25 protein-coding genes are annotated in these 21,337 nt (G+C 62.0%); 15 read left to right on the top strand and 10 right to left on the bottom strand.

Annotated features, from left to right (window positions below; translation table 11 throughout):
* Positions 1-30 precede the first annotated feature (30 nt).
* From V1479_RS15780 to V1479_RS15765, 4 genes are read right to left on the bottom strand one after another with little or no spacing between them, the layout of a single operon-like run.
* Complete coding sequence (locus V1479_RS15780; protein WP_368803754.1) at positions 31-609, bottom strand: TetR/AcrR family transcriptional regulator; 579 nt, start codon at positions 607-609, stop codon at positions 31-33.
* Positions 610-619: 10 nt separating this feature from the next.
* Positions 620-1,891 (bottom strand): HlyC/CorC family transporter, encoded by a 1,272-nt coding sequence (locus V1479_RS15775; RefSeq protein ID WP_368803753.1) that lies wholly within the window; start codon positions 1,889-1,891, stop codon positions 620-622.
* Positions 1,888-3,015 (bottom strand): 3-dehydroquinate synthase, encoded by a 1,128-nt coding sequence (gene aroB, locus V1479_RS15770; protein ID WP_368803752.1) that lies wholly within the window; start codon positions 3,013-3,015, stop codon positions 1,888-1,890. Before aroB ends, V1479_RS15775 begins: the two co-directional genes overlap by 4 nt.
* Positions 3,015-3,611: a shikimate kinase gene (locus V1479_RS15765; protein WP_368803751.1), complete on the bottom strand. Its 597-nt coding sequence runs from the start codon at positions 3,609-3,611 to the stop codon at positions 3,015-3,017. Before V1479_RS15765 ends, aroB begins: the two co-directional genes overlap by 1 nt.
* A 254-nt stretch (positions 3,612-3,865) precedes the next feature.
* Between V1479_RS15765 and V1479_RS15760 the strand changes: the two genes are divergently transcribed.
* On the top strand, positions 3,866-4,015 hold the full coding sequence (locus V1479_RS15760; protein ID WP_173189337.1) for a histidine kinase: 150 nt from the start codon (positions 3,866-3,868) through the stop codon (positions 4,013-4,015).
* A 12-nt stretch (positions 4,016-4,027) separates the two neighbouring features.
* Here V1479_RS15760 and V1479_RS15755 read toward each other — a convergent pair whose 3' ends face one another.
* From V1479_RS15755 to V1479_RS15740, 4 genes are all read right to left on the bottom strand, one after another.
* Complete coding sequence (locus tag V1479_RS15755; RefSeq protein ID WP_368803750.1) at positions 4,028-4,207, bottom strand: hypothetical protein; 180 nt, start codon at positions 4,205-4,207, stop codon at positions 4,028-4,030.
* A gap of 242 nt (positions 4,208-4,449) precedes the next feature.
* Positions 4,450-5,397, bottom strand: a complete 948-nt coding sequence (locus tag V1479_RS15750; RefSeq protein WP_368803749.1) for a sensor histidine kinase — start codon at positions 5,395-5,397, stop codon at positions 4,450-4,452.
* Positions 5,398-5,667: 270 nt separating this feature from the next.
* Positions 5,668-5,835 (bottom strand): DUF1328 domain-containing protein, encoded by a 168-nt coding sequence (locus V1479_RS15745; RefSeq protein ID WP_173189334.1) that lies wholly within the window; start codon positions 5,833-5,835, stop codon positions 5,668-5,670.
* Between the two features lie 145 nt (positions 5,836-5,980).
* Positions 5,981-6,775, bottom strand: a complete 795-nt coding sequence (locus V1479_RS15740) for a response regulator (RefSeq protein ID WP_173189333.1) — start codon at positions 6,773-6,775, stop codon at positions 5,981-5,983.
* Between the two features lie 222 nt (positions 6,776-6,997).
* On the opposite strand from V1479_RS15740, the gene V1479_RS15735 reads away from it, so the two are divergent.
* Entirely contained in the window at positions 6,998-7,210 is a 213-nt protein-coding gene (locus V1479_RS15735) for a NepR family anti-sigma factor (protein WP_368803748.1), read from the top strand.
* 2 nt (positions 7,211-7,212) lie between these two features.
* The gene (locus V1479_RS15730; RefSeq protein WP_173189331.1) at positions 7,213-7,764 is read left to right on the top strand and encodes a sigma-70 family RNA polymerase sigma factor; all 552 of its coding nucleotides are present in this window, start codon (positions 7,213-7,215) and stop codon (positions 7,762-7,764) included.
* On the opposite strand, the gene V1479_RS15725 is transcribed toward V1479_RS15730, so the two are convergent.
* Positions 7,750-8,190 carry a response regulator gene (locus V1479_RS15725; RefSeq protein WP_368803747.1) on the bottom strand — a complete coding sequence of 147 codons (441 nt, stop codon included), beginning with the start codon at positions 8,188-8,190 and terminating at the stop codon, positions 7,750-7,752. The genes V1479_RS15730 and V1479_RS15725 overlap by 15 nt on opposite strands.
* A 106-nt stretch (positions 8,191-8,296) precedes the next feature.
* On the opposite strand from V1479_RS15725, the gene V1479_RS15720 reads away from it, so the two are divergent.
* The 4 genes from V1479_RS15720 to V1479_RS15705 all read left to right on the top strand — a co-directional run bounded on the left by V1479_RS15720 (position 8,297) and on the right by V1479_RS15705 (position 10,232).
* Positions 8,297-9,052, top strand: coding sequence for a Crp/Fnr family transcriptional regulator (locus V1479_RS15720; RefSeq protein ID WP_368803746.1), 756 nt, complete (start codon positions 8,297-8,299; stop codon positions 9,050-9,052).
* An 88-nt stretch (positions 9,053-9,140) separates the two neighbouring features.
* Positions 9,141-9,482: an ElaB/YgaM/YqjD family protein gene (locus V1479_RS15715; protein ID WP_368803745.1), complete on the top strand. Its 342-nt coding sequence runs from the start codon at positions 9,141-9,143 to the stop codon at positions 9,480-9,482.
* Positions 9,483-9,605: 123 nt separating this feature from the next.
* A complete protein-coding gene (locus tag V1479_RS15710; RefSeq protein WP_368803744.1) occupies positions 9,606-9,944 on the top strand; it encodes a hypothetical protein in 339 nt (112 codons plus the stop codon).
* Between the two features lie 84 nt (positions 9,945-10,028).
* A complete protein-coding gene (locus V1479_RS15705; protein WP_368803743.1) occupies positions 10,029-10,232 on the top strand; it encodes a hypothetical protein in 204 nt (67 codons plus the stop codon).
* A 6-nt stretch (positions 10,233-10,238) separates the two neighbouring features.
* Here V1479_RS15705 and V1479_RS15700 read toward each other — a convergent pair whose 3' ends face one another.
* The gene (locus V1479_RS15700) at positions 10,239-11,144 is read right to left on the bottom strand and encodes a diacylglycerol/lipid kinase family protein (protein WP_368803742.1); all 906 of its coding nucleotides are present in this window, start codon (positions 11,142-11,144) and stop codon (positions 10,239-10,241) included.
* A gap of 248 nt (positions 11,145-11,392) precedes the next feature.
* Here V1479_RS15700 and V1479_RS15695 point away from each other — a divergent pair, with 248 nt between their 5' ends.
* The 8 genes from V1479_RS15695 to V1479_RS15660 all read left to right on the top strand — a co-directional run bounded on the left by V1479_RS15695 (position 11,393) and on the right by V1479_RS15660 (position 21,318).
* Complete coding sequence (locus tag V1479_RS15695) at positions 11,393-12,484, top strand: PRC-barrel domain-containing protein (protein WP_368803741.1); 1,092 nt, start codon at positions 11,393-11,395, stop codon at positions 12,482-12,484.
* Positions 12,485-12,689: 205 nt separating this feature from the next.
* Positions 12,690-13,625 carry a VOC family protein gene (locus V1479_RS15690; protein WP_368803740.1) on the top strand — a complete coding sequence of 312 codons (936 nt, stop codon included), beginning with the start codon at positions 12,690-12,692 and terminating at the stop codon, positions 13,623-13,625.
* Positions 13,626-13,629: 4 nt separating this feature from the next.
* On the top strand, positions 13,630-14,259 hold the full coding sequence (locus V1479_RS15685) for an alpha/beta hydrolase (protein ID WP_368803739.1): 630 nt from the start codon (positions 13,630-13,632) through the stop codon (positions 14,257-14,259).
* Complete coding sequence (locus tag V1479_RS15680; RefSeq protein WP_368803738.1) at positions 14,256-14,552, top strand: GNAT family N-acetyltransferase; 297 nt, start codon at positions 14,256-14,258, stop codon at positions 14,550-14,552. Before V1479_RS15685 ends, V1479_RS15680 begins: the two co-directional genes overlap by 4 nt.
* A gap of 75 nt (positions 14,553-14,627) precedes the next feature.
* A complete protein-coding gene (locus V1479_RS15675) occupies positions 14,628-16,469 on the top strand; it encodes a sensor histidine kinase (protein WP_368803737.1) in 1,842 nt (613 codons plus the stop codon).
* Complete coding sequence (locus tag V1479_RS15670) at positions 16,466-17,809, top strand: sigma-54-dependent transcriptional regulator (RefSeq protein ID WP_368803736.1); 1,344 nt, start codon at positions 16,466-16,468, stop codon at positions 17,807-17,809. The genes V1479_RS15675 and V1479_RS15670 overlap by 4 nt, the downstream gene beginning before the upstream one ends.
* Before the next feature lie 229 nt (positions 17,810-18,038).
* Positions 18,039-19,013: a TAXI family TRAP transporter solute-binding subunit gene (locus V1479_RS15665; protein ID WP_368803735.1), complete on the top strand. Its 975-nt coding sequence runs from the start codon at positions 18,039-18,041 to the stop codon at positions 19,011-19,013.
* A 112-nt stretch (positions 19,014-19,125) separates the two neighbouring features.
* Complete coding sequence (locus V1479_RS15660) at positions 19,126-21,318, top strand: TRAP transporter permease (protein WP_368803734.1); 2,193 nt, start codon at positions 19,126-19,128, stop codon at positions 21,316-21,318.
* Positions 21,319-21,337: the final 19 nt, after the last annotated feature.

The following is a 21,337-nucleotide window of genomic DNA, read 5'->3' as shown; positions in this document are numbered from 1 at the left end:
GACGCGTAAGTTATATTCAAGCGAGTGTAGCTATGGCGCTGCCGGAAACTCCTGATCGGGGTACAGGACCGACAGCACATTGGCGGTGCTTTGAGTCATGAACGAAGCGAGGTCCCCATCACGGGCGACCATCCACTGCATGCAGCTTCCCTGAATGACGGCCTGAATAAGCAGCGACGTTTTGAACGGCTCATGTGGCCCGGCTGGAAGCCGCACTTCTATCGCGCCCCTGACCAGTTCGTTGCGCTCATTCGCAAACACACGCAAAGCGGGGTCGCGGACGTCGCCCCACAGAAGCAGGAGATAGGCTTCGCTGCCCTCGCCGGTGCCCATGCCGGCAATGAGGTCCTTCAGCATGACCCACAGCGGTTCCAAACCCCGCTCGGATGGCGCTTGCGCGAAATAGTCGCGAACTTCCTGCGTCATCCGTTCCATGACCAGAGCGTGGAGCGTGGCCTTGTCGCCGAATCGCTGAATTAACGCGGCGCGCGATAGGCCCACGGCAACGGCAACGTCCGATAACGTGAAATCCGATGGTCCCTTACGCAACAGCACGGCCTGGGCCGTTTCGAGGATTTCATCGTCGCTATGCAGCTTCGGTCGGGGCATGCTCGCTCCCCTATGCCCCTTCGGCTGGTCTGATCCTGATGCGGGTGATGCGGTTCTTGTCGCGTTTCATTACGATGAAGCGCTTGCCATGGAAGGTGAAGGCCTGCTTCTCCTCGGGGATCGACTGCGTTTCGTGAATGACGAGGCCGGCGATGGTGGTCGCTTCCTCGTCGGGCAGGTTCCAGTCGAGAGCGCGGTTGAGGTCGCGGATCGGGACCGAGCCCTCGACCACCACCGAACCGTCGGCCTCCTGCTTCACGCCCTGCATCTCGACATCGTGCTCGTCGGCGATTTCGCCGACGATCTCCTCGATGATGTCTTCGAGCGTCACCAGCCCTTCCACTTCGCCATATTCGTCGACGACGATCGCGAAATGCGACTTGCGGCGCAGGAACGCGTTAAGCTGATCCTGCAGGGACGTGGTGTCGGGCACGAACCAGGGCTTAGACGCCACCTTCATGATATCGATCTTGGCAAAGTCGTTGCCGACCTCGTTGAGCGCACGCAACAGATCCTTGGCGTGAATCACGCCGACGATGTTTTCCGTCGAACCCTTCCATAACGGCATGCGTGTATGCGGGCTCTGCAGGATCTCGCGGACCAGCGTTTCGGGTGGATCATCCGCATTCACCATGCGCATATTGGTGCGGTGGATCATGATGTCGGAGACTTCGAGTTCGTGCAGGTCGAGCAGTCCGCCCATGCGGTCCCGATCCTGCTTGACGACGGAGCCCTCGCGATGAAGCACGGCGACTGTGCCGCGCAGTTCCTCGTGCGCCGACAGCATCGAATCGTCACGGGCAAGGCTGACGCCGAACAGCGAGAGCAGGTGACGCACGATCCAGTTGGCACCGGTCGACAGCGTGCCGAACAACAGAACCACCAACCTGGCGAACGGCGACACGAAAAGCGCAAACTGCTCCGGCTTGGCCAGCGCCCACGACTTCGGCAGTATCTCGGAGAAGATAACCAGCGTGACCGTCATCGCAATCGTGGCGTAGACGACGCCGCTCTGGCCAAAAATCGAAAGCAGCAAGCTGGTCGCCAGCGCCGAGGCGAGAATGTTGACGAGGTTGTTGCCGATCAGCAGCGCGCCCACCAGCCGGTCGCGGCGTTCTATCAGCCGCTCGACAAGGATTGCGCGCTTGTCGCCGCTGTTGGCCAGCGAGTGAAGGCGCGCACGCGATACCGCGGTCATGCCGGTCTCCGTGCCGGAAAACAGGAACGACATGGCGATCAGCACCACGATCGCCGCGAGCGTGAGCCACATCTCCAAGGTCATGAGGGCAGGTTCTCCTTCAGGAATGACAGCACTTCCGAGGCCGGCACGTCCCTGGCTACGAAGGAACGGCCTATGCCGCGTGTCAAGATGAAGGTCAGGGAGCCGCGCGAGACCTTCTTGTCCTGGGCAATATAGTCGAGCATACGCTCCGGGCCCGGCAAATCGCCAGAAATCTCGGAGACCGCGACTGGCAGGCCGACCGCCGAGAGATGGGCCTCGACACGGGCTGCATCGTCAGGGCTTGCCAGGTTCATTCGGCTCGAGAAGCGATGCGCCATCGCCATGCCGATGGCAACGCCCTCTCCATGGACGAGACGCGCGCTGTCATAGCCTGTCGCAGCCTCAAGCGCGTGGCCGAAGGTATGGCCGAGGTTCAGCAACGCACGGTCGCCCGCCTCGAACTCGTCGCGCGCCACGACATCGGCCTTGGCCTGGCAGGAGACGGCGATCGCTTCCACGCGCGCGGAGCCGCCGGAGAAGATGTCCCGCCAATTGGCTTCCAGCCAGGCGAAGAAATCGGGCCGGTCGATGAGGCCGTATTTGACCACCTCGGCATAGCCGGCGCGGAACTCGCGCTCGGGCAGCGTGTCGAGGACGTCACTGTCGGCGATGACGAGCCCCGGCTGCTGGAAGACCCCGACCAGGTTCTTGCCATGCGCGGTATTGATGCCGGTCTTGCCGCCGACGGACGAATCCACCTGCGCCAACAGCGAGGTCGGCACCTGCACGAACGCCATGCCGCGACGCACGATGCCCGAGACAAAACCGGCAAGATCGCCGACTACCCCACCGCCGAGCGCGATCACAACGTCGCCGCGCTCGAGCCGCGCCGCAAGCACCTCGTCGACGACCTGTTGAAGCACGGCGAAGCTCTTGCTGCGCTCGCCCGGCGCGATCGTGATCGTCGCCGTCGCGATGCCTGCGCCTTCCAGGCTTTGCTTGAGGGTGGCCGCGTGCCGGACAGCGACGTTCTCGTCGGTGACGATAGCTGCCCGCGCACCGGGAAAACGCCTGGCGAGTGTATCGCCGGCTGAAGCCAGCAAACCGCCGCCGATGAGAATGTCATAGGCGCGGCTGCCGAGGGCAACGTGAACTGTGCGCATGTCTGGCGTGTCGGTGGTCATCAAGCAGTTCTCGTTTCGTCACGGGTGGCGAACCGCTCCAGATGGTCGCCAAGGGCCTGGATGGCTTCGTCCATGATCAGTTCGCGTTTGGCGTCGCGGGTCTCCACCGTAACATCGGCGAGCGCATAGACCGGATACCGGTCCGCCATCAGCTTGGCCATGATCGCGCGCGGGTCCGCATTCTGAAGCAGCGGCCTGTTCTGCTTCTTCGCCACGCGCCCCATCAACAGGTCGAGATCGGCCTTGAGCCAGATTGAGATGCCGTGCTCTGCGATCGCCTCGCGCGTCTGCGCATTCATGAAGGCGCCGCCTCCGGTGGAAACCACGCGCGGACCTTCACGCAGCAAACGCTCGATGACACGCTGTTCGAGTGCGCGAAATTCCGGTTCGCCGTAGCGCTCGAATAGCTCGGGCACGGTCATGCGCGACACGGTTTCGATCTCGTGATCGCTATCGACGAACGGAAGCTGCAACGCCTGCGCGACCTTGCGCCCGATCGCGGTTTTGCCGGCTCCCATCAGCCCCACGAAAACGACGACACGATCTCCGAGGCGATCACGCAACGTCGAAACGAGATGCGGGCCAGTGTTCGTCACGACGCCGTCCTCAGTAATGCGAGGAAACCGCGCGACATCGATGCCGCATCGCAGTGCATGCGGCGGCGCAAGCTCGAAATGTCGGGACACATCGCGTCCGCCATCGCCTCCGTCCTTTGAAGCCGGTATCGACATGAAAAGCCTCACCGCGTCAAGCATCGCGGCCTGTTCGCGTTGGTTCTGATCCTTGAAATGATAACGCACCCGTCCCATAACGGGACCGGTTCAATCGGCAAAAAGTTCAAGGGCGATGCATGCCAACTCTGTTCCGACTTCTAACCATATTGGCGGTCCTGGCCGGTCTGGTTTACGGCAGCATGTATGCGTTGGTTCTTTATGTTGAGCCCAACAAGGGCGAGATGACCGTCCGCATCCCGCCGGAACGCCTCAACCCGGCGCAGTAGGCGCAGCAGCTTTCACACAACCAGCAAGGCCGCGAGCACGCCGACCAGAAGTATTGCGGCAATAGTCGTCAGAATCCGCTGCTGGAGACTTGCCACAGGCTGGCGCCGGCGCCGCAGCAGCGGATCGGCAGCCCTGTGGTCGCCCATGGCGAGCCGGGCACCTTCATGAACCGCGTTCATCTGCGAAATCATCGTCATCTCCATGACAGGTCAAGGTCGCAAATGAACGTACGAAGGGGCTCGCGGTTCCTGTGAAAAGTTAATGCACTTCGCATGGAACCACCGCACCCACTGCGCGTTTGTTGTCAGTGACCGGTCGCCCGCACCCCCAATCGCCCCCTCCGATGGGCGGCCGGTCGCCAACCAAGGCAACAACCTGAAATTCGTCACAAGCCGGTCATACGACCGGCTTGTTTTTTTCGCTTGTGAAAGGGTCAGTCGGCCTCGAAATTCGCTGCCGGCACTTCAAGACGATAGTCGAGGCGATCATCCTCGACGTGGAATTCCGCCTTGCCGTCGAGCGAAAGCGGAACGACGCGTTCGAGCGCCACACTGCCGAAGCGTTTCTCGTCCTGCATCTCGGCTGCATTGGTGCGTTCGCTCCAGGTCAGGACGAGCGTAGGCGGACCATCTCCACCCGCACCGTTCAAGGCACTTGTCAGATGTGCCCGCCCGTTGGGGCGCGCCAACGCCCCATGGCTCATGGAATTAACCACCAGTTCGTGAAGCGCCAGCCCGATATGCAGGGCGGCGTTGGGGTTTAGATAAACATCGACACCCTGGAGGCTCACGCTGTCGTCATCCTCACCCCTGTATCGCGCGACCTGGCCTTCCACCAACTCGCTCAGCATGGCACCGCGCCAGTTGGACGAGGTTACCAGATCCTGGGAAGAGGCGAGTGACTGAAGCCGACCGCGAAACCTGTCGAGGAAGGTGTCGATGCTGGTCGAGTACCTGCCCGTCTGCGTAGCGATACTCTGGATGATTGCCAGCAGGTTCTTGGACCTGTGACTGACCTCACGCAGCAATGTGCGCAGTGTCTGCTCCCGCCGCTTCCGCTCGGTGATCTCGACGATGGTCGTGACAACGCCGGCGATGACGCCATCATCGTCGGTATCGGCGTCGATCCACATATCGTACCAGCGCCCGCCGTCATCGACACTTGATCTGAACTCTAGCGTTTCCGGTGCCCCAGATGCCAAAACGGCGCGCTTGCGCTCGACTATACGCTCGATCGCCGTGGCGGGCATGAACTGATTATCGACCTTGCCGGCAATGTCGTCGGACGACCATTCGGCAGGCACGTTCTGGCCCCACTGCACATGCAGGTCGGGCGTCTGATAGATGACGATGATGCCCGTGTTGCGCAGTGCGCGCAACATGCCGCGCCTCATTTCCACTTCATCCCCCCGACTTTCGCCGTATGCATAAATCCACCCTGGAATTATGGCGCGCTCTACCCGGCCGATGCAAAACGCAAATTGTACTATGCAACGAAACTTGCAGCTCGCGGTTCCAAATTAACGCCGCCGGACGCCGCAAAGTCGATGACTTGCGGCATCCGGCGGGTGGCGAAGTGCGAGCTGAGGGTTCTGCGAACTCCGCCTCTCCCATGCACCACCGCGAGCGGAGATGCATCGAAGCGCGGGACATCAGCCTGCCCGGCGCATCAGCCCTGCAATGAGCGAAATGACGAGGAAGGCGAGGAAGATAAAGAACAGTATTTGCGCAATACCGGCGGAAGCACCCGCGATGCCGCCGAATCCGAGTGCACCGGCAATGATCGCGACGACGAGAAAAACGAGAGCCCAGTAAAGCATGGCATGTCTCCTTGAACTTGTATTTCAAAAACGCTGCCTTCTGCGTTTTGTTCCCGTAAGCGCAAGGTTTCCGGCAGAAAGAGCGACAAAGAGAAGGCCGCCGGACAGGCGGCCCTAATTAATGATCGAATGGCATAAGCTGACGTCAGGCAGCAGCCTTCGCCTGCCGGTCGAAGAACAGCGCCTGGCTGATAAGCGCCTTGACCATGTCCGGATTGAACGGCTTGGTCACGAGGAACGCAGGCTCCGGTCGCTCGCCGGTGAGAAGCCGCTCCGGAAAAGCGGTGATGAAAATGACCGGAACCGGCGTACCGGCGAGGATTTCGTTGACGGCATCGATGCCTGAGGAGCCATCGGCAAGCTGGATGTCCGCCAGCACCATCTTTGGCCTTTTGGTCGAAAACAGCGCCACGGCCTCCTTGTGCGTGCGCGCGGTGCCGACCACGCGATGCCCGAGGCTTTCAACCATCTCTTCAATGTCCATGGCGATGAGCGGCTCATCTTCGATAATGAGCACGTCGGTCGCGACCTGCCGCGAAATCTCGTCGCTGGCCTCTGCGATCAGCTCCGCGAAACGATCCTCCTCGACGTCGAGGATCTCCGCGGCTTCGGCTTCCGAAAAGCCCTCGACGGCCACGAGCAGGAACGCCTGGCGCGGCATTGGCGCAAGGGCGGACAGATTTGCGGCAGCACGACTTTCCCAGCCGGCCGAATCATCAGCTTCCGGTACGCGAATGCTCACGGAGGTGAAAAGGGCGGTGAAAACCCGATACAGCGAAATCCTGTCGCTCGACAGTTTCGGAAAAACGCTGACGTCGGTGATGATCGCTTCTAGCGTTGCTGCGACCAGTGCATCGCCGCTGTTCTGCGAACCCGTTACGGCGCGGGAAAAGCGCCGCAAATAGGGAAGGTGCGGCGCGATCCTTGCGGACAAACTCATGATATGGCGTCTCCCTCAGTGACGTTAGTTGAAAGCCGGAGGACGGAAGCCGGCCGGCGTTCAGAAAGTCGAAAACGCGGTACATCCAAAAAAGTTCCAACATTTGCGGAACGATATTCAAACACGCACGTTGAAGCCCACCATAAGCGTTCGCAGGCCCGTGCGAGCGGTAGAAGACCTGAGGTTGAGTAAGTCGACAGACCGGGGGCTAGAGACATAAGCATGAAGCCAAATATAGCGGCCGCGACGGGCGGCCAGAAGAAGCCGGGGCGCAGCTCCGAAACGCTTGGGCCGAATTCGGAAATCGGCCGCAAACTCAAGCAATATTATGACGATCTGGTTTCCGACGAGGTGCCGGACAGGTTTGCGAACCTTCTCAAGCAGCTCGAGGAGAGTGAAAATTCCGGCGCCACGCCAGCCGGCGAGGGACAATGATCATGGCCGACGCAGCATCGACCTTCAAACAGGATCTGCTGAGCGCCATTCCAAGCCTTCGAGCGTTCGCCATGTCACTCTCGCAAAATGCGGACAAGGCCGACGATCTCGTACAGGAAACGCTGGTAAAGGCCTGGGACAAGCAGGCATCCTTCCAGCCCGGCACCAATCTCAAGGCCTGGGTCTTCACCATTCTGCGCAACGAATTCTATTCGCAGATGCGCAAGCGCGGCCGCGAGGTGCAGGACAGCGATGGCGTCATCACAGCACGTCTGGCTGTCCATCCGGCCCAGCAGGGCTCCATGGACCTGGACGATTTCCGCACGGCTCTCGAGACATTGCCTGAAGACCAGCGCGAAGCGATCATCCTGATCGGCGCGTCCGGCTTTTCTTATGAAGAGGCAGCCGAAATCTGCGACTGCGCCGTTGGCACTATCAAGAGCCGGGTGAGCCGGGCGCGCAGCAGGCTTCAGGAAATCCTCAACGTGAGCGGCGAGGCCGATTTCGGACCCGATGCCATTTCGGCTCAGGTTATGGGATCAAACGCCGCTTGAACGATCACGGCCGCGCTCGATCGCACGACCGAGCGCGGCGATGAGATCAGTGCCGCCGTAAGGTTTGGCGACCACCTCGATGTCGGAAACGATACCAAAACGCTCCTGGACATCTGTATGTCCGGTCGCGAAAACGAATGGTATGCCGCGTTGGGAAAGGGAGTTTGCGAATTCCGTCGTGGAATTGCCGCCCAGCATCAGATCCAGAACGGCGACATGAAACGCCTGGCCAGCGAAGGGGTCGTCGCCAAGATCCTCGATCTGGCGAACGATTGTAACTTCAGCCGCACCATGTTCCCGGCATAGCTGTTCCACATCCATGGCGATGAGGAATTCATCCTCCATGACGAGGACGTGCATGCCGTCCAAGCGAATATCCTGCAAAATATCGGGTCTCCTTGAAAGGCGATATGTGGCCGATTGCACGCATTCTGTCATTTAAAAAAGACACAGCGGCAACCTTGCCCACAGTGGCGCGTTTGATCGTTTCAAACATGACGTTGGGCAAGGCCTTCTACGGTGGGGGATCACCATGAAAGAACAGGGCAAGCTGCGCTCGGAGCGAAAATATCCGTGCGAGAAATGTCCTCTCGCCAGCCGCGATGTGTTCCGCAAATTCAAGCCCAAAGAGCTGGATTTCGTCTCTCGTTTCAAGCGAGGCGAACTCTTCGTCGACAAAGGCGCGACGGTTCTTGCGGAAGGAACACGCAACCCGCATCTCTATACGGTGCTGATAGGTTGGGGTTTCCGTTACAAGCTTATGTCGGATGGGCGTCGGCAGATCGTCAATTACGTTTTGCCGGGTGATCTGATCGGCCTCCAGGGCACCCTCATGGACGAAATCCAGCACTCCGTGGAAGCTTTGTCACCGATGACGCTGTGCGTCTTCGAACGCGGCGAGCTGATGTCGCTTTACCGCGAGCATCCCGAGCTGGCCTACGACGTGACGTGGCTGGCCTCTCGCGAGGAATGCATGCTGGACGAAAACCTGCTGAGCGTCGGCCGGCGTTCGGCACTGGAGCGGCTGGCATACCTGATCGCCTTTCTGACGAGCAGAGCTCGTGCCGTGGGCATGTTCAACGGTACCGCAACGCTACCGATAACCCAGCAACACTTTGCCGACACGCTCGGCCTTTCACTCGTCCACACCAACAAAACCATCCGCAAGCTGATTGATCGAAAGCTTGTTCGTTGGCGCGATGGCGGCTGCGAGGTTCTCGACGCCGACCAACTGGCCGAACTGTCCGGATGGGACCCGTCGAACGAGGGCTCGCGACCGTTTATTTGATCGAATTTCTATGACGATGCTTCACCCACTTCGGGAACCTGCGCTATGGTCGAGCGTTGTCCCCGGCAACACGAAAGGGAGTAACGATATGGCAACGGCACCCACCGGCAAAGTTACCAGAGGCGGCAACGGCGCTAAGGCAAAGCCGGAAGACCTTGAAGCCGAGATTGCGCGGCTGCGCGAAGATGTGGCTCGCCTGAGCGCACAATTGTCAGCTACCGGCCAGCACTCCTACTCCGCAGCGAAACGCGCGGCAACCGAGGGCGCCGAACAGCTCCGCGTCAAGGGCGAGGCCGCGATGGAGAACATTCGCGCCAATGCCAGCGACATGGAAAGGCAGGTGTCGGACGCCGTTCGGGAAAAGCCAATTAGCTCCCTCGCGATCGCGGTGGGTGTCGGCTATTTCCTCGCACTTCTTTCGCGTCGCTGACACGTGGGGGCGCTTGCATCATTGATCGCGTCGATCGTTTCCGGTGAAGCATCGGAAGCGGTCGCACGCGCACGCCGCAAAGCAATTGTGTACTTGGCCGCAGGGCTTTTGTGCCTTTGCGGCGTGAGCTTCCTTGTCGTTGCGGGCTTCATTGCCGCCGCGCGAGAGATCGGGGCGGTCGAAGCCGCGTTGGCATTTGCCGGCGGCTTTATAGTCGTCGCGCTCCTGTTGGTGGGCATCAGTTCCATAACCGCCAGGGCTCGTGAGCGCCGCGCCGCAAGGCGCCGCAAAAGCGAGGCAAGAGCGCTCGCTGGAGCGGCTGCCTTTGCGATGCTTCCCACGCTGCTCGCAAGCCGCAAAGCGGGGCTCGCTCTCGTGGTGCCTGCGGTGGCGGCTCTTGCTTGGGCGGTGATGCGCGAGAATATGCCGCCGACAGACGGCGCAGACAATTCTCCGGATTGAGTTTTATCGACGGCCCTGCCGGGAACCTGGGTGCCGTGGCCGCATTGGTGTCGGAGAAAACCTTTCTGACATCGGAGCTTCCAAATGACCAAGACCGTGGACAAAAACAAGGCCCGTCAGGGGCGCAGTGGATGGCAGGTGCTCGTCGTGCTTGTCTGCGCTCTCGCCCTTGCCATGCTGGTTTGGTGGGGCGTGGGTATCTTCGGAAGTTCAATCGATCCGGAAGATCCCGTCGGCGGGGTGCCCGCAGAACAGCCTGCCGCAGAGGGCACGCAGCCCGCAGGGTAGCGTATCTTATACTGGCTCTGCGGGAACAAGCACCTTCAGCACACCTGGATGGCAGCGAACGGTCGTCTCCTTCTCAAGCTCGCAGAGCTCGCCATCCATGGCGCTTCCAAATCGTTCGTGCCGAGCGAGCAGGCGAAGCCTTACTTCCTGCGCCGTCAGCATCTCGACCTGATCGTTCGTCTTCCATCGGCCGAGCAGCATATTGAGGGCCAGCAATATCATGTCCCCGCGGGTGCGTGACCGCGTGACGTAGACCCCAAGTACACCGCCATCCGGCACATCTGCATAAGGCAGATGGCCTTCTCCGAAGACATTATTGGTTATGCCGATGCCGGCGGTTGCCAGCATCCTCTCCTCGCCGTCATCGAGCGTGAGCCCGATCCTCATCCGGGGCGGCCGGAAGAAGGCTCCAAAACCGGCGCGTATGGACGCCCTGATCTTTCCTAGCCGGGAACGGAAGACTTCCTTCTCCCTCAGGCGAATAAGCTTGGCATGAAGCCCGACCGAAAACTGGTGAATGAACGGCTTGCCGTTGGCGCTCGCAACATCCACGTCACGAAATTCTCCGCCGCAGAGCGCGTCAGCCGCCGCTTCGAGCTCGAGCGGGATGCCCAGGCTTCTGGCAAAAAGGTTCATGGTGCCGGCTGGAAGTATCGCAAGCGCCTTGTCGCTGCCCATCAGCTTGCCGGCGGCACAGGACACCGTGCCATCGCCTCCGCCAACCATGACGACGTCGCAGTCCCCGGCAAGTGCCTCGTCAAGCGCGTGCTCGATTTCCTTGCCCGCGACGACGGCTACCATCACCTGATGGCCCGCCTCCTGCACCGTTTCGCGCAGGCGTGCGGTGAACACTGCAAGGTCGAGTGTGCGCAGCGTTCCGCCTTCACGGTTGAGGATTATCTGGAAGCGCATCGTTTGCAGGTCTCCAGACTTGATTTGCAGGAAAATCGGGCTGTTGGCGGGGCGCCTTAGCCAAGCTTAATGCGCTGACATTGCGTATCGTTCCAGTACGGCTGAGCGAACGGCTGATTTTTTTCGAGTCGGAACCAGATCGGCGGTGGCCACGTTGTCGGGTTGTGAAGGTCACGTCCGGACCTCCCCTGCGAAAGTTTGGTTCCGGACGCGACCGTGCAAAGGAACATGCACAAGGAGAGTTTAACATGATCCGGAACCTTTTGGCGACAACTGCCATCGCAACGCTTATCGCAACCGGCGCTGCCGTTGCGCAGACCACCGCTCCGTCCGCGGACGCTCCAATGGAAGCTGCGCCGCAGCCCCAGGTGAAACATGCCGAGGGACATCTCGCGTCGAACCTGATCGGCGAGACTGTTTATAATGGCAGCGGCGAGGGCGCCGAGAATATCGGCGAGGTCAAGGATCTCGTCCTCGACAGCGAGGGCAATATCCAGGCTATCGTCGTCGGTGTAGGCGGCTTCCTCGGCATTGGCGAGAAGCAGGTCGCTCTGCAGTACGATCTCGTCGAGTGGACCGAGATGGACGGCGAGGAATACATCGTCGTCGAGACGACCCGCGAGGCTCTCGAGGCTCAGCAGGAGTTTGACCTGGCGGCCTATGAGATGCAGCCGGCTGATGCCGAAGTTGGCAACACCCAGCCCGCCACGGCCGAAGATCTCGCTGCTGCACCTGTGGCCGAAGATGAAGCCGGCATGACCGATGACACGGCCGCTCCGGCTGATGACATGGCTGCCGCTCCGGCTCCCGCCGAGGACGACATGGCTGCGACGGAAGAAGCAGCTCCGGCCGACGACATGGCCGCAACCGAGGAAGCAGCACCTGCTGATGACATGGCTGCCAGCGAGGAAGCTGCGCCCGCCGGTGAGGAAACGGCTGCGGCTCCTGCCGACGACACGATGACCGAGACGGATGAAACCCAGACGTCCGCGATCGATCGCTCGTCGCTCAATGAGGTGCAGGTCGGTGACATCAGCGCCGATGACTTTGTCGGAACCACCGTTTATGGCGCCAACGACGAGAATATTGGCGAGATCGGCGATATCATCCTGTCGGATGATGGGCAGGTAGAAGCTGTTATCATCGACGTCGGCGGTTTCCTCGGCATCGGCGAAAAGGAAGTTGCAGTCAGCATGGACAATCTGGCGTTCCTGACGGATGCAGACGGCGAGTACTACCTGTACACGACGTTCACCCAGGAGCAGCTCGAGGCACAGGCCGCTTATGACGAAGGCTCGTTTGCCGAGAACCGTGACGACCAGCTTCTGACGGTCCAGTAACATTTCCGATCGGAAATTGATGAAGGCCCGCGCTTGAAGCGCGGGCCTTTTCTTTGCTTGCGGCAAATCAGTGAACGATGAAAGCATCATTGTTCGATAATACAGCACGGTCCATCGCGCCGCCGCAGTCTTCCCTCCGGGCCTTTTAGTACGACATATGGCGTCAAGCGCCGCGTTCTTGCGGCGGATAGAAGGGAGCCCGACCATGCTCGACCAGATCAAGGGACTTCACCATGTGACCTCTCTGGCGCGCGACGCCAAAGAGAACAACGACTTCTTCACCCACAAGCTCGGCCTTCGCCGGGTAAAGAAGACCGTCAACTTCGACGCGCCGGATGTCTACCATCTCTATTATGCCGATGAGTTCGGCACCCCCGGTTCTGTCATGACCTACTTTCCTTTCCCGGATGCGGCCCGCGGTCGTCCGGGGACGGGTGAGGTCGGCGTCACCGCGTTTTCCGTACCAGAAGGCACGCTTGCTTTCTGGGAGCAGCGTCTTGTCAGCGAGGGCGTGACCGGGTTGAAGCGTTCCGAGCTGTTCGGCGAGCAGCGCCTGACCTTCGAAGGACCGGATGGCGACGGTTTCGCGCTCGTCGAGACACGTGACGACAGTCGCGCACCATGGACCAACGGCGGCGTCGGCAGCGACGAGGCGATCCGTGGGTTCCACTCGGTGTCCATGCGACTGCAGGACGGCGGTGCGACAGCCGAACTCCTCAAGTTCATGAACTATGAGGAGATCGACAAGGCAGGCCCGGTGCGCCGCTTCGCGGTCAAGGGCGACAGCAACGGCGCCGATGTGATCGATGTCGAATCCCTGCCTGTCCTTGGCCATGCAAGGCAGGGTGCGGGTTCGGTCCATCACGTCGCCTTCGCGGTCGAGAACCGCGCAAAGCAACTTGAAGTCCGTAAGGCGCTGATGGAAACCGGCTACCAGGTGACGCCGGTGATCGACCGCGATTATTTCTGGGCGATCTATTTCCGCACGCCGGGCGGGGTGCTTTTCGAGGTCGCCACCAACGAACCCGGCTTCGACCGCGACGAGGACACGAAACATCTCGGCGAGGCTCTGAAATTGCCGTCGCAGCACGAGCACCTGAGGCCCTATCTGGAAAGCCATCTCCAGCCGATCGAGGACTGAGGCGATGACGAGCGACGCGTATATCCACAAGACCGCCGGGGGAGAACCCGGCGGCCCCCTGCTCTTCGTGTTCCACGGAACCGGGGCCGACGAAAACCAGTTCCTCGGCCTTGGTCGCGATCTGATGCCTGAGGCAACCGTCGTCGCACCGCGCGGCGACGTTTCCGAACATGGCGCAGCCCGTTACTTCCGTCGCACCGGCGAAGGCGTCTACGACATGGACGATCTTGGGCGCGCAACGCGGAAGATGGTCGAGTTCGTTCGCACCCACGTGGACGAGAAGAAGCCCTCGGCGGTTTTCGGTCTCGGCTACTCCAACGGCGCCAACATTCTCGCTTCGATTCTGTTTGCCGCGCCGGGCCTGTTTGACAAGGCTGTGCTGATGCACCCGCTGATACCCTTCGAGCCGCAGGTGGACAGCACGCTCGACGGCACCCAGGTGTTGATGACCGCCGGGCAGCGCGATCCGATCTGCCCACCGGCGCTGACGCAGAAACTGGAAGCCGACCTGCGAAAGCTGGGGGCGGATGTGGAACTGCTGTGGCATGAAGGCGGCCACGAGATACGCCAGCCGGAAATTCTGGGCGCCGAGGCATTCCTGTCCACAGCGCCGGCAAAAGGAGCATTTACATGACCGATGAAAACAGGATCGAACTTGAGGACAACGGCGCCAAGGGCCGCTATGTCGTCAGGGGACCGGATGGGGTCGAAGCGGAAATGACCTTCACCAAGGTCGGCGATCATCAGCTTATCATCGACCATACCGAGGTGCCGGACGCGTTCCGGGGCCAAGGTGTCGGCGCGCGGCTCGTTACTCGGGCGGTCGAGGACGCGCGGGCCGCCGGCAAGACAATCATTCCCTTGTGCCCCTTCGCGGCCGCGCAGTTCCGCCGTCATCCGGAATGGGCGGACGTGCTGAAGAAATAGCGGTCCTGCATCCGTTCGACTCGGAGCTTCGCGCCGCGCTATAGTCGGCATGAGAGCGAGAACCGGCGACGACGCATGAACAGGCTTTGGCGGCGACATTCTATTATCCTGGGCGTGGCTGCCGCTCTGTTGTGCGTGCTCGTCGCCTATTTCGGCTCGCGCCTGATGACCGCGTACTACCTCGACCAGGCGGCAATACGTGGCGAAAACACGCTCGGCCTCGCAGTTACGGCGCTGCGGGGCCAGCTCGCGCGATATGAAAAGCTGCCCGAACTCATAGCCGATCATCAGGACGTAAAGAATCTCGTCAGCAATCCCGGCGATCGGGCCGCCGTTGACGCGATGAACAGCTATCTCAAATCGGTCAATGGGCTGCTCGAATCCTCCGACATCTACGTCATGCTGCCGGACGGCCTCACGATCGCCGCCTCCAACTATGACCAGACTCCCACCTTCGTTGGCGAGAACTTCAGCTATCGCCCCTATTTCTTCGACGCCATAGCCGGCGGCGAAGGGCGCTTTTTCGCGCTCGGAACGACATCCCTGAAGCGTGGATACTATTTTGGCGCGCCGATTCGCATCGACGGCAGCATCGGCGGTGTCGTGGTTTTCAAGGTCGACATAGACTCGATTGAAAGCTCGTGGCGCGGCGACGAATACGAGATCATCGTCACCGACCCCGAGGGCATCATCTTCATGACCGGGCGGAGAGACTGGCTGTTTTCGGCCATCCTGCCGCTGACCGAGGAACGCCTCGCCCGCACGGCGGCCACACGCCGCTACGCCAACGCGAACCTCACCGAATTGCCGGTAAGCGAAGGCGGCACGCCGCGCGGCCACAACTTGCTGACGATCTCGAACGAGGAGGGCATGCGAGAATACCTCGTCGTCGGCGAAAGCATGCCGCAGGCCGACTGGACGGTGAGTGTGTTGCTGGACACCGCCTCCGCGCGCGCGCAAGCTTTGACGGTCGTTGCCGCAATGGTGCTTCTGCTGGGACTTGGAGCAACGGGCCTCGCCGCCTGGCTGCAGCGCCGGGCGCGGCTGGCCGAGCGCCTTCAGGTCCAGCGAGAGGCGCAGGAGCAACTCGAACGGCGAGTCGAGGAACGCACCGCCGATCTCGCCGCCGTCAACAACCGGCTCGAGGAAGAAGTCGCCGAGCGCCGCGCTACCGAACGCGCGCTCCGCAAGACACAGTCGGATCTCGTCCAGGCCGGCAAGCTGGCTGCCCTCGGACAGATGTCGGCGGCGCTGTCGCACGAGTTCAATCAGCCGCTGGCCGCCGTTCGCACCTATGCCGACAATGCGGCGATCCTTCTGGAGCGCGGCCGTGCCGGCGAGGCCGGAGATGCCGTTGCCCGCATCTCCAAACTGACGGACCGCATGGCGGCGATCAGCAGGCACTTGCGCAATTTCGCCCGCAAGCCGAACCAGAAGCTGCGGCCCGTTTCGCTCGACGACGTTGTCAGGGACACGCTTGAAATCGTCGCCTGGCGGCTGAATGCAGCCGACGCCGAGATCGTTGTCGATCTCGGCGCGCAACCGCCGGTCGTCAAGGCGGGGTCGGTGCGGCTCCAGCAGGTTCTGGTCAACATCCTGTCCAACGCGGCCGACGCGATCGAAGGATTGCCGGACAGGCGCATCGACCTGGCCGCGACCACTGCCGGCGGCCGCGTGACGATCACGATTCGCGACCGCGGTCCCGGCGTTCCCGCGGCCATCGCCGAACGCATCTTCGATCCATTCTTCTCCACCAAGGGCGTCGGCAAGGGTCTCGGGCTCGGGCTTTCAATTTCCTACAACATCGTCAAGGATTTCGGCGGCAGCCTCACCGTCGAGCGCCATCCCGAAGGCGGAACGCTTGCGTCGATCGTGCTTGACGCCGCCAAGCTGCCAATAAGCGAGGCGGCCGAATGAAGCCGCCCACCGTGCTCCTCGTCGACGACGAGGAGGAGATCAGGCATTCGACCGCCCAGTCGCTGGAGCTTGCCGGCATCGCGGTACACGAATTCTCGAATGCCGAAAGCGCGCTCACCTATGTGACGCCCGGCTTTCATGGCATGCTCATCACCGACATCCGTATGCCGGGCATGGATGGCATGACCCTGCTGGCCAAGGTTCGCGACATCGATTCCGATCTGCCTGTCATTCTGGTGACGGGACACGGCGACGTGCAACTGGCCGTTCGGGCGATGCGCGAAGGCGCTTATGACTTCATCGAAAAGCCCTTCGCGGCGCAGCACCTGGCCGATGTCGCCAAGCGTGCGCTCGACCGGCGCATGCTGGTACTCGAGAATCGCCTGCTGCGCGCAGCGGCCGGCCACCCCGACGACATCGAGTCGCGGCTTCCCGGCCGCTCGGCTGCAATGATCGAGCTGCGTTACAGGCTCCGGGCCGTAGGCGGCACCGACGCCGATCTGCTGATCGTCGGCGACACGGGCGTCGGCAAGGAGGTCGTCGCGCGCGCTGTGCACGACATCAGCAGCCGAGCGAACCGCCCCTTCGTCGCCATCAATTGCGCCGCCCTTCCCGGGAACCTCATCGAAAGCGAACTCTTCGGCCACGAGATCGGTGCTTTTCCCGGTGCCCTGCGGGCGCGATATGGCAAGTTCGAGCACGCACGCGGCGGCACGGTGCTACTTGACGAGATAGGCTCCATGCCCCCCGACCTGCAGGCACGGTTGCTGAGGGTCATCCAGGACCGCGTCATCGTGCGTCTCGGTTCCAACGAGCAGATACCACTCGACGTGCGTTTCATCGCCACCAGCAAGGTGAAGCTGGAGGATGAGGTCACGCAGGGGCGGTTTCGCGCGGACCTGCTCTACCGCCTCAATGTCGTGACCCTGAACGTGCCGCCATTGTCTTACCGGCGCGAGGACGTGCCGATCCTCTTCCTGCAGCTTCTCCGCGAGGCGGCCGGCCGCCACCGTCGCGATATGGGAGAGGTCTCGCCGCGACTGCTCGCCGAGATCGCGCGCCGCGAGTGGCCCGGCAATGTTCGGGAGTTGCGCAACGCAGCCGATCGCTATGTACTCGGGCTCGATATAGAAGGTGTGACCGATAGCGCCGACGATGTAACGGCGAAGTTGTCAGACCGGGTCGCGCGCTTCGAGCGCTCGGTCATCGCCAGCGCGTTGCAGGCGCACGGCGGCAGCCTCAAGCCCGTCTATGAAGAGCTGGGCATCTCCCGGAAGACGCTCTACGAAAAAATGCAGCGCTATGCGCTGGGCCGCGACGGCGAAACCACCGAGGTGTAGGCAAAAGAGACCAGCCCGCGCTTGTGTGGAAAACCACACGCCAATGGCTCCCAATGTTACGAAATCCACCCATTAGGAAAAATTAGTCACTTCCGATGCCCGGTTGCCAGCCATCGGGCCGTTGCGCGCCGGTGCCGCGTCTGCGTGTGCTGCGCGCAACCGCCAAGGCTTCGGGAGGAAACTTGCGGACCGGGCGGCCGACATCTTACGCAAACCGGGAGGATTACCCATGCGCCATTTCACCATCGCAGCGATGGCAGCCGCCACGCTTCTTGCCGTCCCCGCCTCTGCGCAGGACCGTGAGGGCTGGCCGACCAGCCTGACGATCGGCACCGCCAGCCAGGGCGGCACCTACTTCATCTACGGAACCGGCCTTGCCGGCCTGATCACCGAGTCGCTCGGCGTCAACGCCTCTGGCGAGGTCACCGGCGGCCCGGTGCAGAACGCGACGCTGGTGGAGACCGGCGACCACCAGATCGGCCTCGTCACCATGGGCCCGGCCTATGAGGCCTGGGTCGGCGAGAGCGAGCTTGCACCGGGCGTGGAGCACAAGAGCCTGCGCGCGCTGTTCCCGATGTATCAGACACCGTTTCAGGCCGTGGCGCTGAAGTCGTCCGGCATCGAGTCGCTGGCGGACCTTGAAGGCAAGCGCGTCTCCGTTGGCCCGGCAGGTGGCACGGCAGCGACCTACTGGCCGCGCTTCTTCGAAATCAACGGCATCACCGCCGACATCAGCTATTCGGGCGCCAACGACGCCGTCAGCCAGGTCAAGGACGGCCTGATCGACGCCTTCGCCTTCGCAGCCGGCGTGCCGATCGCGGCCTTCGCGCAGATCGCGGCGGAAAACCCCGTCAACATCTTCGCCTTCACCGGCGACGAGGCGGCCAAGATCCTCGAAGCGCGCCCGGAACTCTCCGCCTTCGACATTCCCGGCGGCCTCTATGAAGGCTACCCGGACCCGCAGGGCACCGTCAGCCTCTGGAACTTCGCCGTGGCCCATCAGGAAATGCCGGAATCGCTGGCCTACGAGATCACCAAGCTGGTGATGGAGAACAACGACCGGATGCTGGCGATCCACGCCACGGCAGCCGAGACCATCGCGGCCAATACCGACAAGAACAGCTTCCTGCCTTACCACCCCGGTGCGGTGCGGTACTACGAGGAAGCCGGCATCTCGATCCCGGACGAGCTCAAGGGACAGTAATCGCGCGAGGCGATTTGGCCGGCGGCGATCAATCCGATCGGCGCCGGCCTCCGCTCACGGCAAGGATCGGCAGTGGCGCTGCAGTCGCACGCGCACGCCAGGGAGGACAGCCATGACCGAAGAAGAAAAAATCAAGACGGACGCCGCACCCGTCGAGCGGATCGTATCCAGCGGGGCCGACGAGGAAGCGCTGGCCACCAATCAGCGCGATTTCACCGGCGCGCGCCTGGGCTGGCTGCTGATGGCGCTGTGCATCGCCTACACGGTTTTCCACATCGGGGTGATGAACTTCTATCCGCTGGAGACCTGGGCCTATCGTGTGACCCATGTCGCCGGCGGCCTGCTCATTGGCTTCATCCTGTTTTCTTCGAGCAATGTTGGCGGCACCGACGCCAGCACGCGTTTCCTGAAGCTCAAGCCGCTTGAAACCGCGATCGCTCTGGTCGCCGCTGCCGGCGTGCTTTACGGCGCGGCCATGGTCGGCTTCGCCTGGGCTGCGTGGTGGACAGCCGGGCTCGTTCGCCCGCCTGCCATGGTATTCGGCACCTACGGCGTGCCGCTGATCGTCGGCACCATCGCGGCGATTGCCGGAAGCTGGTTCTTCCCGCGCAAGGACCGGGACGGTGTACACTGGTCGGACCTTCTTCTGGCCATCGCGGCCGTAACGGTCGCCGGGTACATCCTATTCAACGTCCAGGCGATCCGCCTGCGCGCGGGTACCGCGCTGGCACAACCCGCCGATTTCCATGCGGCCCTCGTGGGCGCCCTGCTCATCCTCGAACTGACGCGTCGCGTCGCAGGCCTTGCGCTTGTCGCCATCGCCTGCGTGTTCATTCTCTATTCCTTCGCAGGTCCCTACCTGCCGGGCTTCCTGGCGCATCGCGGCTACACGCCCGAGCGCTTCTTCACCTACATCTACACGGACCAGGGCATCCTCGGGGACCCCGTCGCCGTGTCGTCCACCTACATCATCCTGTTCATCACTTTTGCGGCCTTCCTGCAGGCTTCGAAGGTCGGCGACTATTTCGTCAACTTCGCCTTTGCCGCCGCGGGTCGGGCACGTGGCGGCCCGGCCAAGGTGGCGGTCTTCGCATCAGGCCTGATGGGCATGATCAACGGCACGTCGGCCGGCAACGTCGTCTCCACGGGCTCGCTGACGATCCCGTTGATGAAACGCGTCGGCTACCCCGCCAAGAGCGCCGGCGCGATCGAGGCTGCCGCTTCGTCGGGTGGACAGATCATGCCGCCAATCATGGGTGCCGGCGCCTTCATCATGGCCGAAGTGACGGGCATACCCTACACCGAGATCGTGATCGCGGCACTGATCCCGTCGATCCTCTATTTCGCCTCCATCTACTTCATGGTCGACCTGCAGGCGACCAAGCTGGGCATGAAGGGCCTGCCGAAGAAGGAATTGCCTGTCTTCAAGGAACTCCTGAAGCAGGCCTATCTGTTCTTCCCGATCGTGATCCTGATCTATTCGCTCTTTGCGGGCTACTCGGTGATCCGGGCCGGCACGCTGGCGATGGTGTCGGCCGCAGTGGTAAGCTGGCTGACACCGCACCGCATGGGACCGCGCGCCATCCTCGGCGCCTTCGAACTTGCCGCCAAAATGTCGATCCAGCTCGTCGCCGTGTGCGCCTGCGCAGGCATCATCGTCGGCGTTATCGCACTGACGGGCGTCGGCGCGCGCTTCTCGACACTGCTCCTCGGCATCGCGGAACAGAACCAGTTGCTGGCCTTGTTCTTTGCGATGTGCATATCGATCATTCTCGGAATGGGCATGCCGACGACCGCGGCCTATGCGGTCGCAGCCGCCGTTGTCGCGCCAGGCCTGATCTCGCTGGGCATACCGGTGCTGACCGCGCATTTCTTCGTGTTCTACTACGCAGTGATGTCCGCGATCACGCCGCCGGTCGCGCTGGCAGCATATGCCGGGGCTGCACTGTCGGGATCCGATCCGATGCGAACATCGGTGGAAGCCTTCAAGTTCGGCCTCGCCGCTTTCGTGGTGCCGTTCATGTTCTTCTATTCGCAGGCGCTGCTCATGCAGGGCTCTTGGCTCGAAATCCTGCACGTGTTCGCAACCGCCTGCTTTGGCGTCTACCTACTTTCGGCAGCCGTGCAGGCATGGTTCTTCGGTCCGCTCAACGCAGTCATGCGTGTGCTGCTGCTGGCAGGAGCCCTGGCGATGATCAAGGGCGGGCTGGCGACCGACATCGCCGGTCTCGTGATTGCCGTGGGGGTCTTCGTCTACCAGAAGGGTCTCGTCGGAACGCGCACCATCGCAAGAGGCCTGGACTGACCGGCCGCTTCCGATGGCG

It is taken from the genome of Neoaquamicrobium sediminum, assembly GCF_040970315.1.
GTDB lineage: Bacteria > Pseudomonadota > Alphaproteobacteria > Rhizobiales > Rhizobiaceae > Aerobium > Aerobium sediminum.
The sequence above is the reverse complement of the archived record's forward strand: the minus strand, read 5'-3'. Positions and strand labels throughout refer to the sequence as shown.

Coding starts and splice junctions, on each gene's coding strand:
- V1479_RS15695 (WP_368803741.1), top strand. CDS start 11,393: ATGATCCGGAACCTTTTGGCGACAACTGCCATCGCAACGCTTATCGCA.
- V1479_RS15685 (WP_368803739.1), top strand. CDS start 13,630: ATGACGAGCGACGCGTATATCCACAAGACCGCCGGGGGAGAACCCGGC.
- V1479_RS15720 (WP_368803746.1), top strand. CDS start 8,297: ATGAAAGAACAGGGCAAGCTGCGCTCGGAGCGAAAATATCCGTGCGAG.
- V1479_RS15735 (WP_368803748.1), top strand. CDS start 6,998: ATGAAGCCAAATATAGCGGCCGCGACGGGCGGCCAGAAGAAGCCGGGG.
- V1479_RS15675 (WP_368803737.1), top strand. CDS start 14,628: ATGAACAGGCTTTGGCGGCGACATTCTATTATCCTGGGCGTGGCTGCC.
- aroB (WP_368803752.1), bottom strand. CDS start 3,015: ATGACCACCGACACGCCAGACATGCGCACAGTTCACGTTGCCCTCGGC.
- V1479_RS15780 (WP_368803754.1), bottom strand. CDS start 609: ATGCCCCGACCGAAGCTGCATAGCGACGATGAAATCCTCGAAACGGCC.
- V1479_RS15670 (WP_368803736.1), top strand. CDS start 16,466: ATGAAGCCGCCCACCGTGCTCCTCGTCGACGACGAGGAGGAGATCAGG.
- V1479_RS15665 (WP_368803735.1), top strand. CDS start 18,039: ATGCGCCATTTCACCATCGCAGCGATGGCAGCCGCCACGCTTCTTGCC.
- V1479_RS15660 (WP_368803734.1), top strand. CDS start 19,126: ATGACCGAAGAAGAAAAAATCAAGACGGACGCCGCACCCGTCGAGCGG.
- V1479_RS15715 (WP_368803745.1), top strand. CDS start 9,141: ATGGCAACGGCACCCACCGGCAAAGTTACCAGAGGCGGCAACGGCGCT.
- V1479_RS15760 (WP_173189337.1), top strand. CDS start 3,866: ATGCCAACTCTGTTCCGACTTCTAACCATATTGGCGGTCCTGGCCGGT.
- V1479_RS15775 (WP_368803753.1), bottom strand. CDS start 1,891: ATGACCTTGGAGATGTGGCTCACGCTCGCGGCGATCGTGGTGCTGATC.
- V1479_RS15755 (WP_368803750.1), bottom strand. CDS start 4,207: ATGATTTCGCAGATGAACGCGGTTCATGAAGGTGCCCGGCTCGCCATG.
- V1479_RS15680 (WP_368803738.1), top strand. CDS start 14,256: ATGACCGATGAAAACAGGATCGAACTTGAGGACAACGGCGCCAAGGGC.
- V1479_RS15740 (WP_173189333.1), bottom strand. CDS start 6,775: ATGAGTTTGTCCGCAAGGATCGCGCCGCACCTTCCCTATTTGCGGCGC.
- V1479_RS15745 (WP_173189334.1), bottom strand. CDS start 5,835: ATGCTTTACTGGGCTCTCGTTTTTCTCGTCGTCGCGATCATTGCCGGT.
- V1479_RS15690 (WP_368803740.1), top strand. CDS start 12,690: ATGCTCGACCAGATCAAGGGACTTCACCATGTGACCTCTCTGGCGCGC.
- V1479_RS15730 (WP_173189331.1), top strand. CDS start 7,213: ATGGCCGACGCAGCATCGACCTTCAAACAGGATCTGCTGAGCGCCATT.
- V1479_RS15705 (WP_368803743.1), top strand. CDS start 10,029: ATGACCAAGACCGTGGACAAAAACAAGGCCCGTCAGGGGCGCAGTGGA.
- V1479_RS15750 (WP_368803749.1), bottom strand. CDS start 5,397: ATGTTGCGCGCACTGCGCAACACGGGCATCATCGTCATCTATCAGACG.
- V1479_RS15700 (WP_368803742.1), bottom strand. CDS start 11,144: ATGCGCTTCCAGATAATCCTCAACCGTGAAGGCGGAACGCTGCGCACA.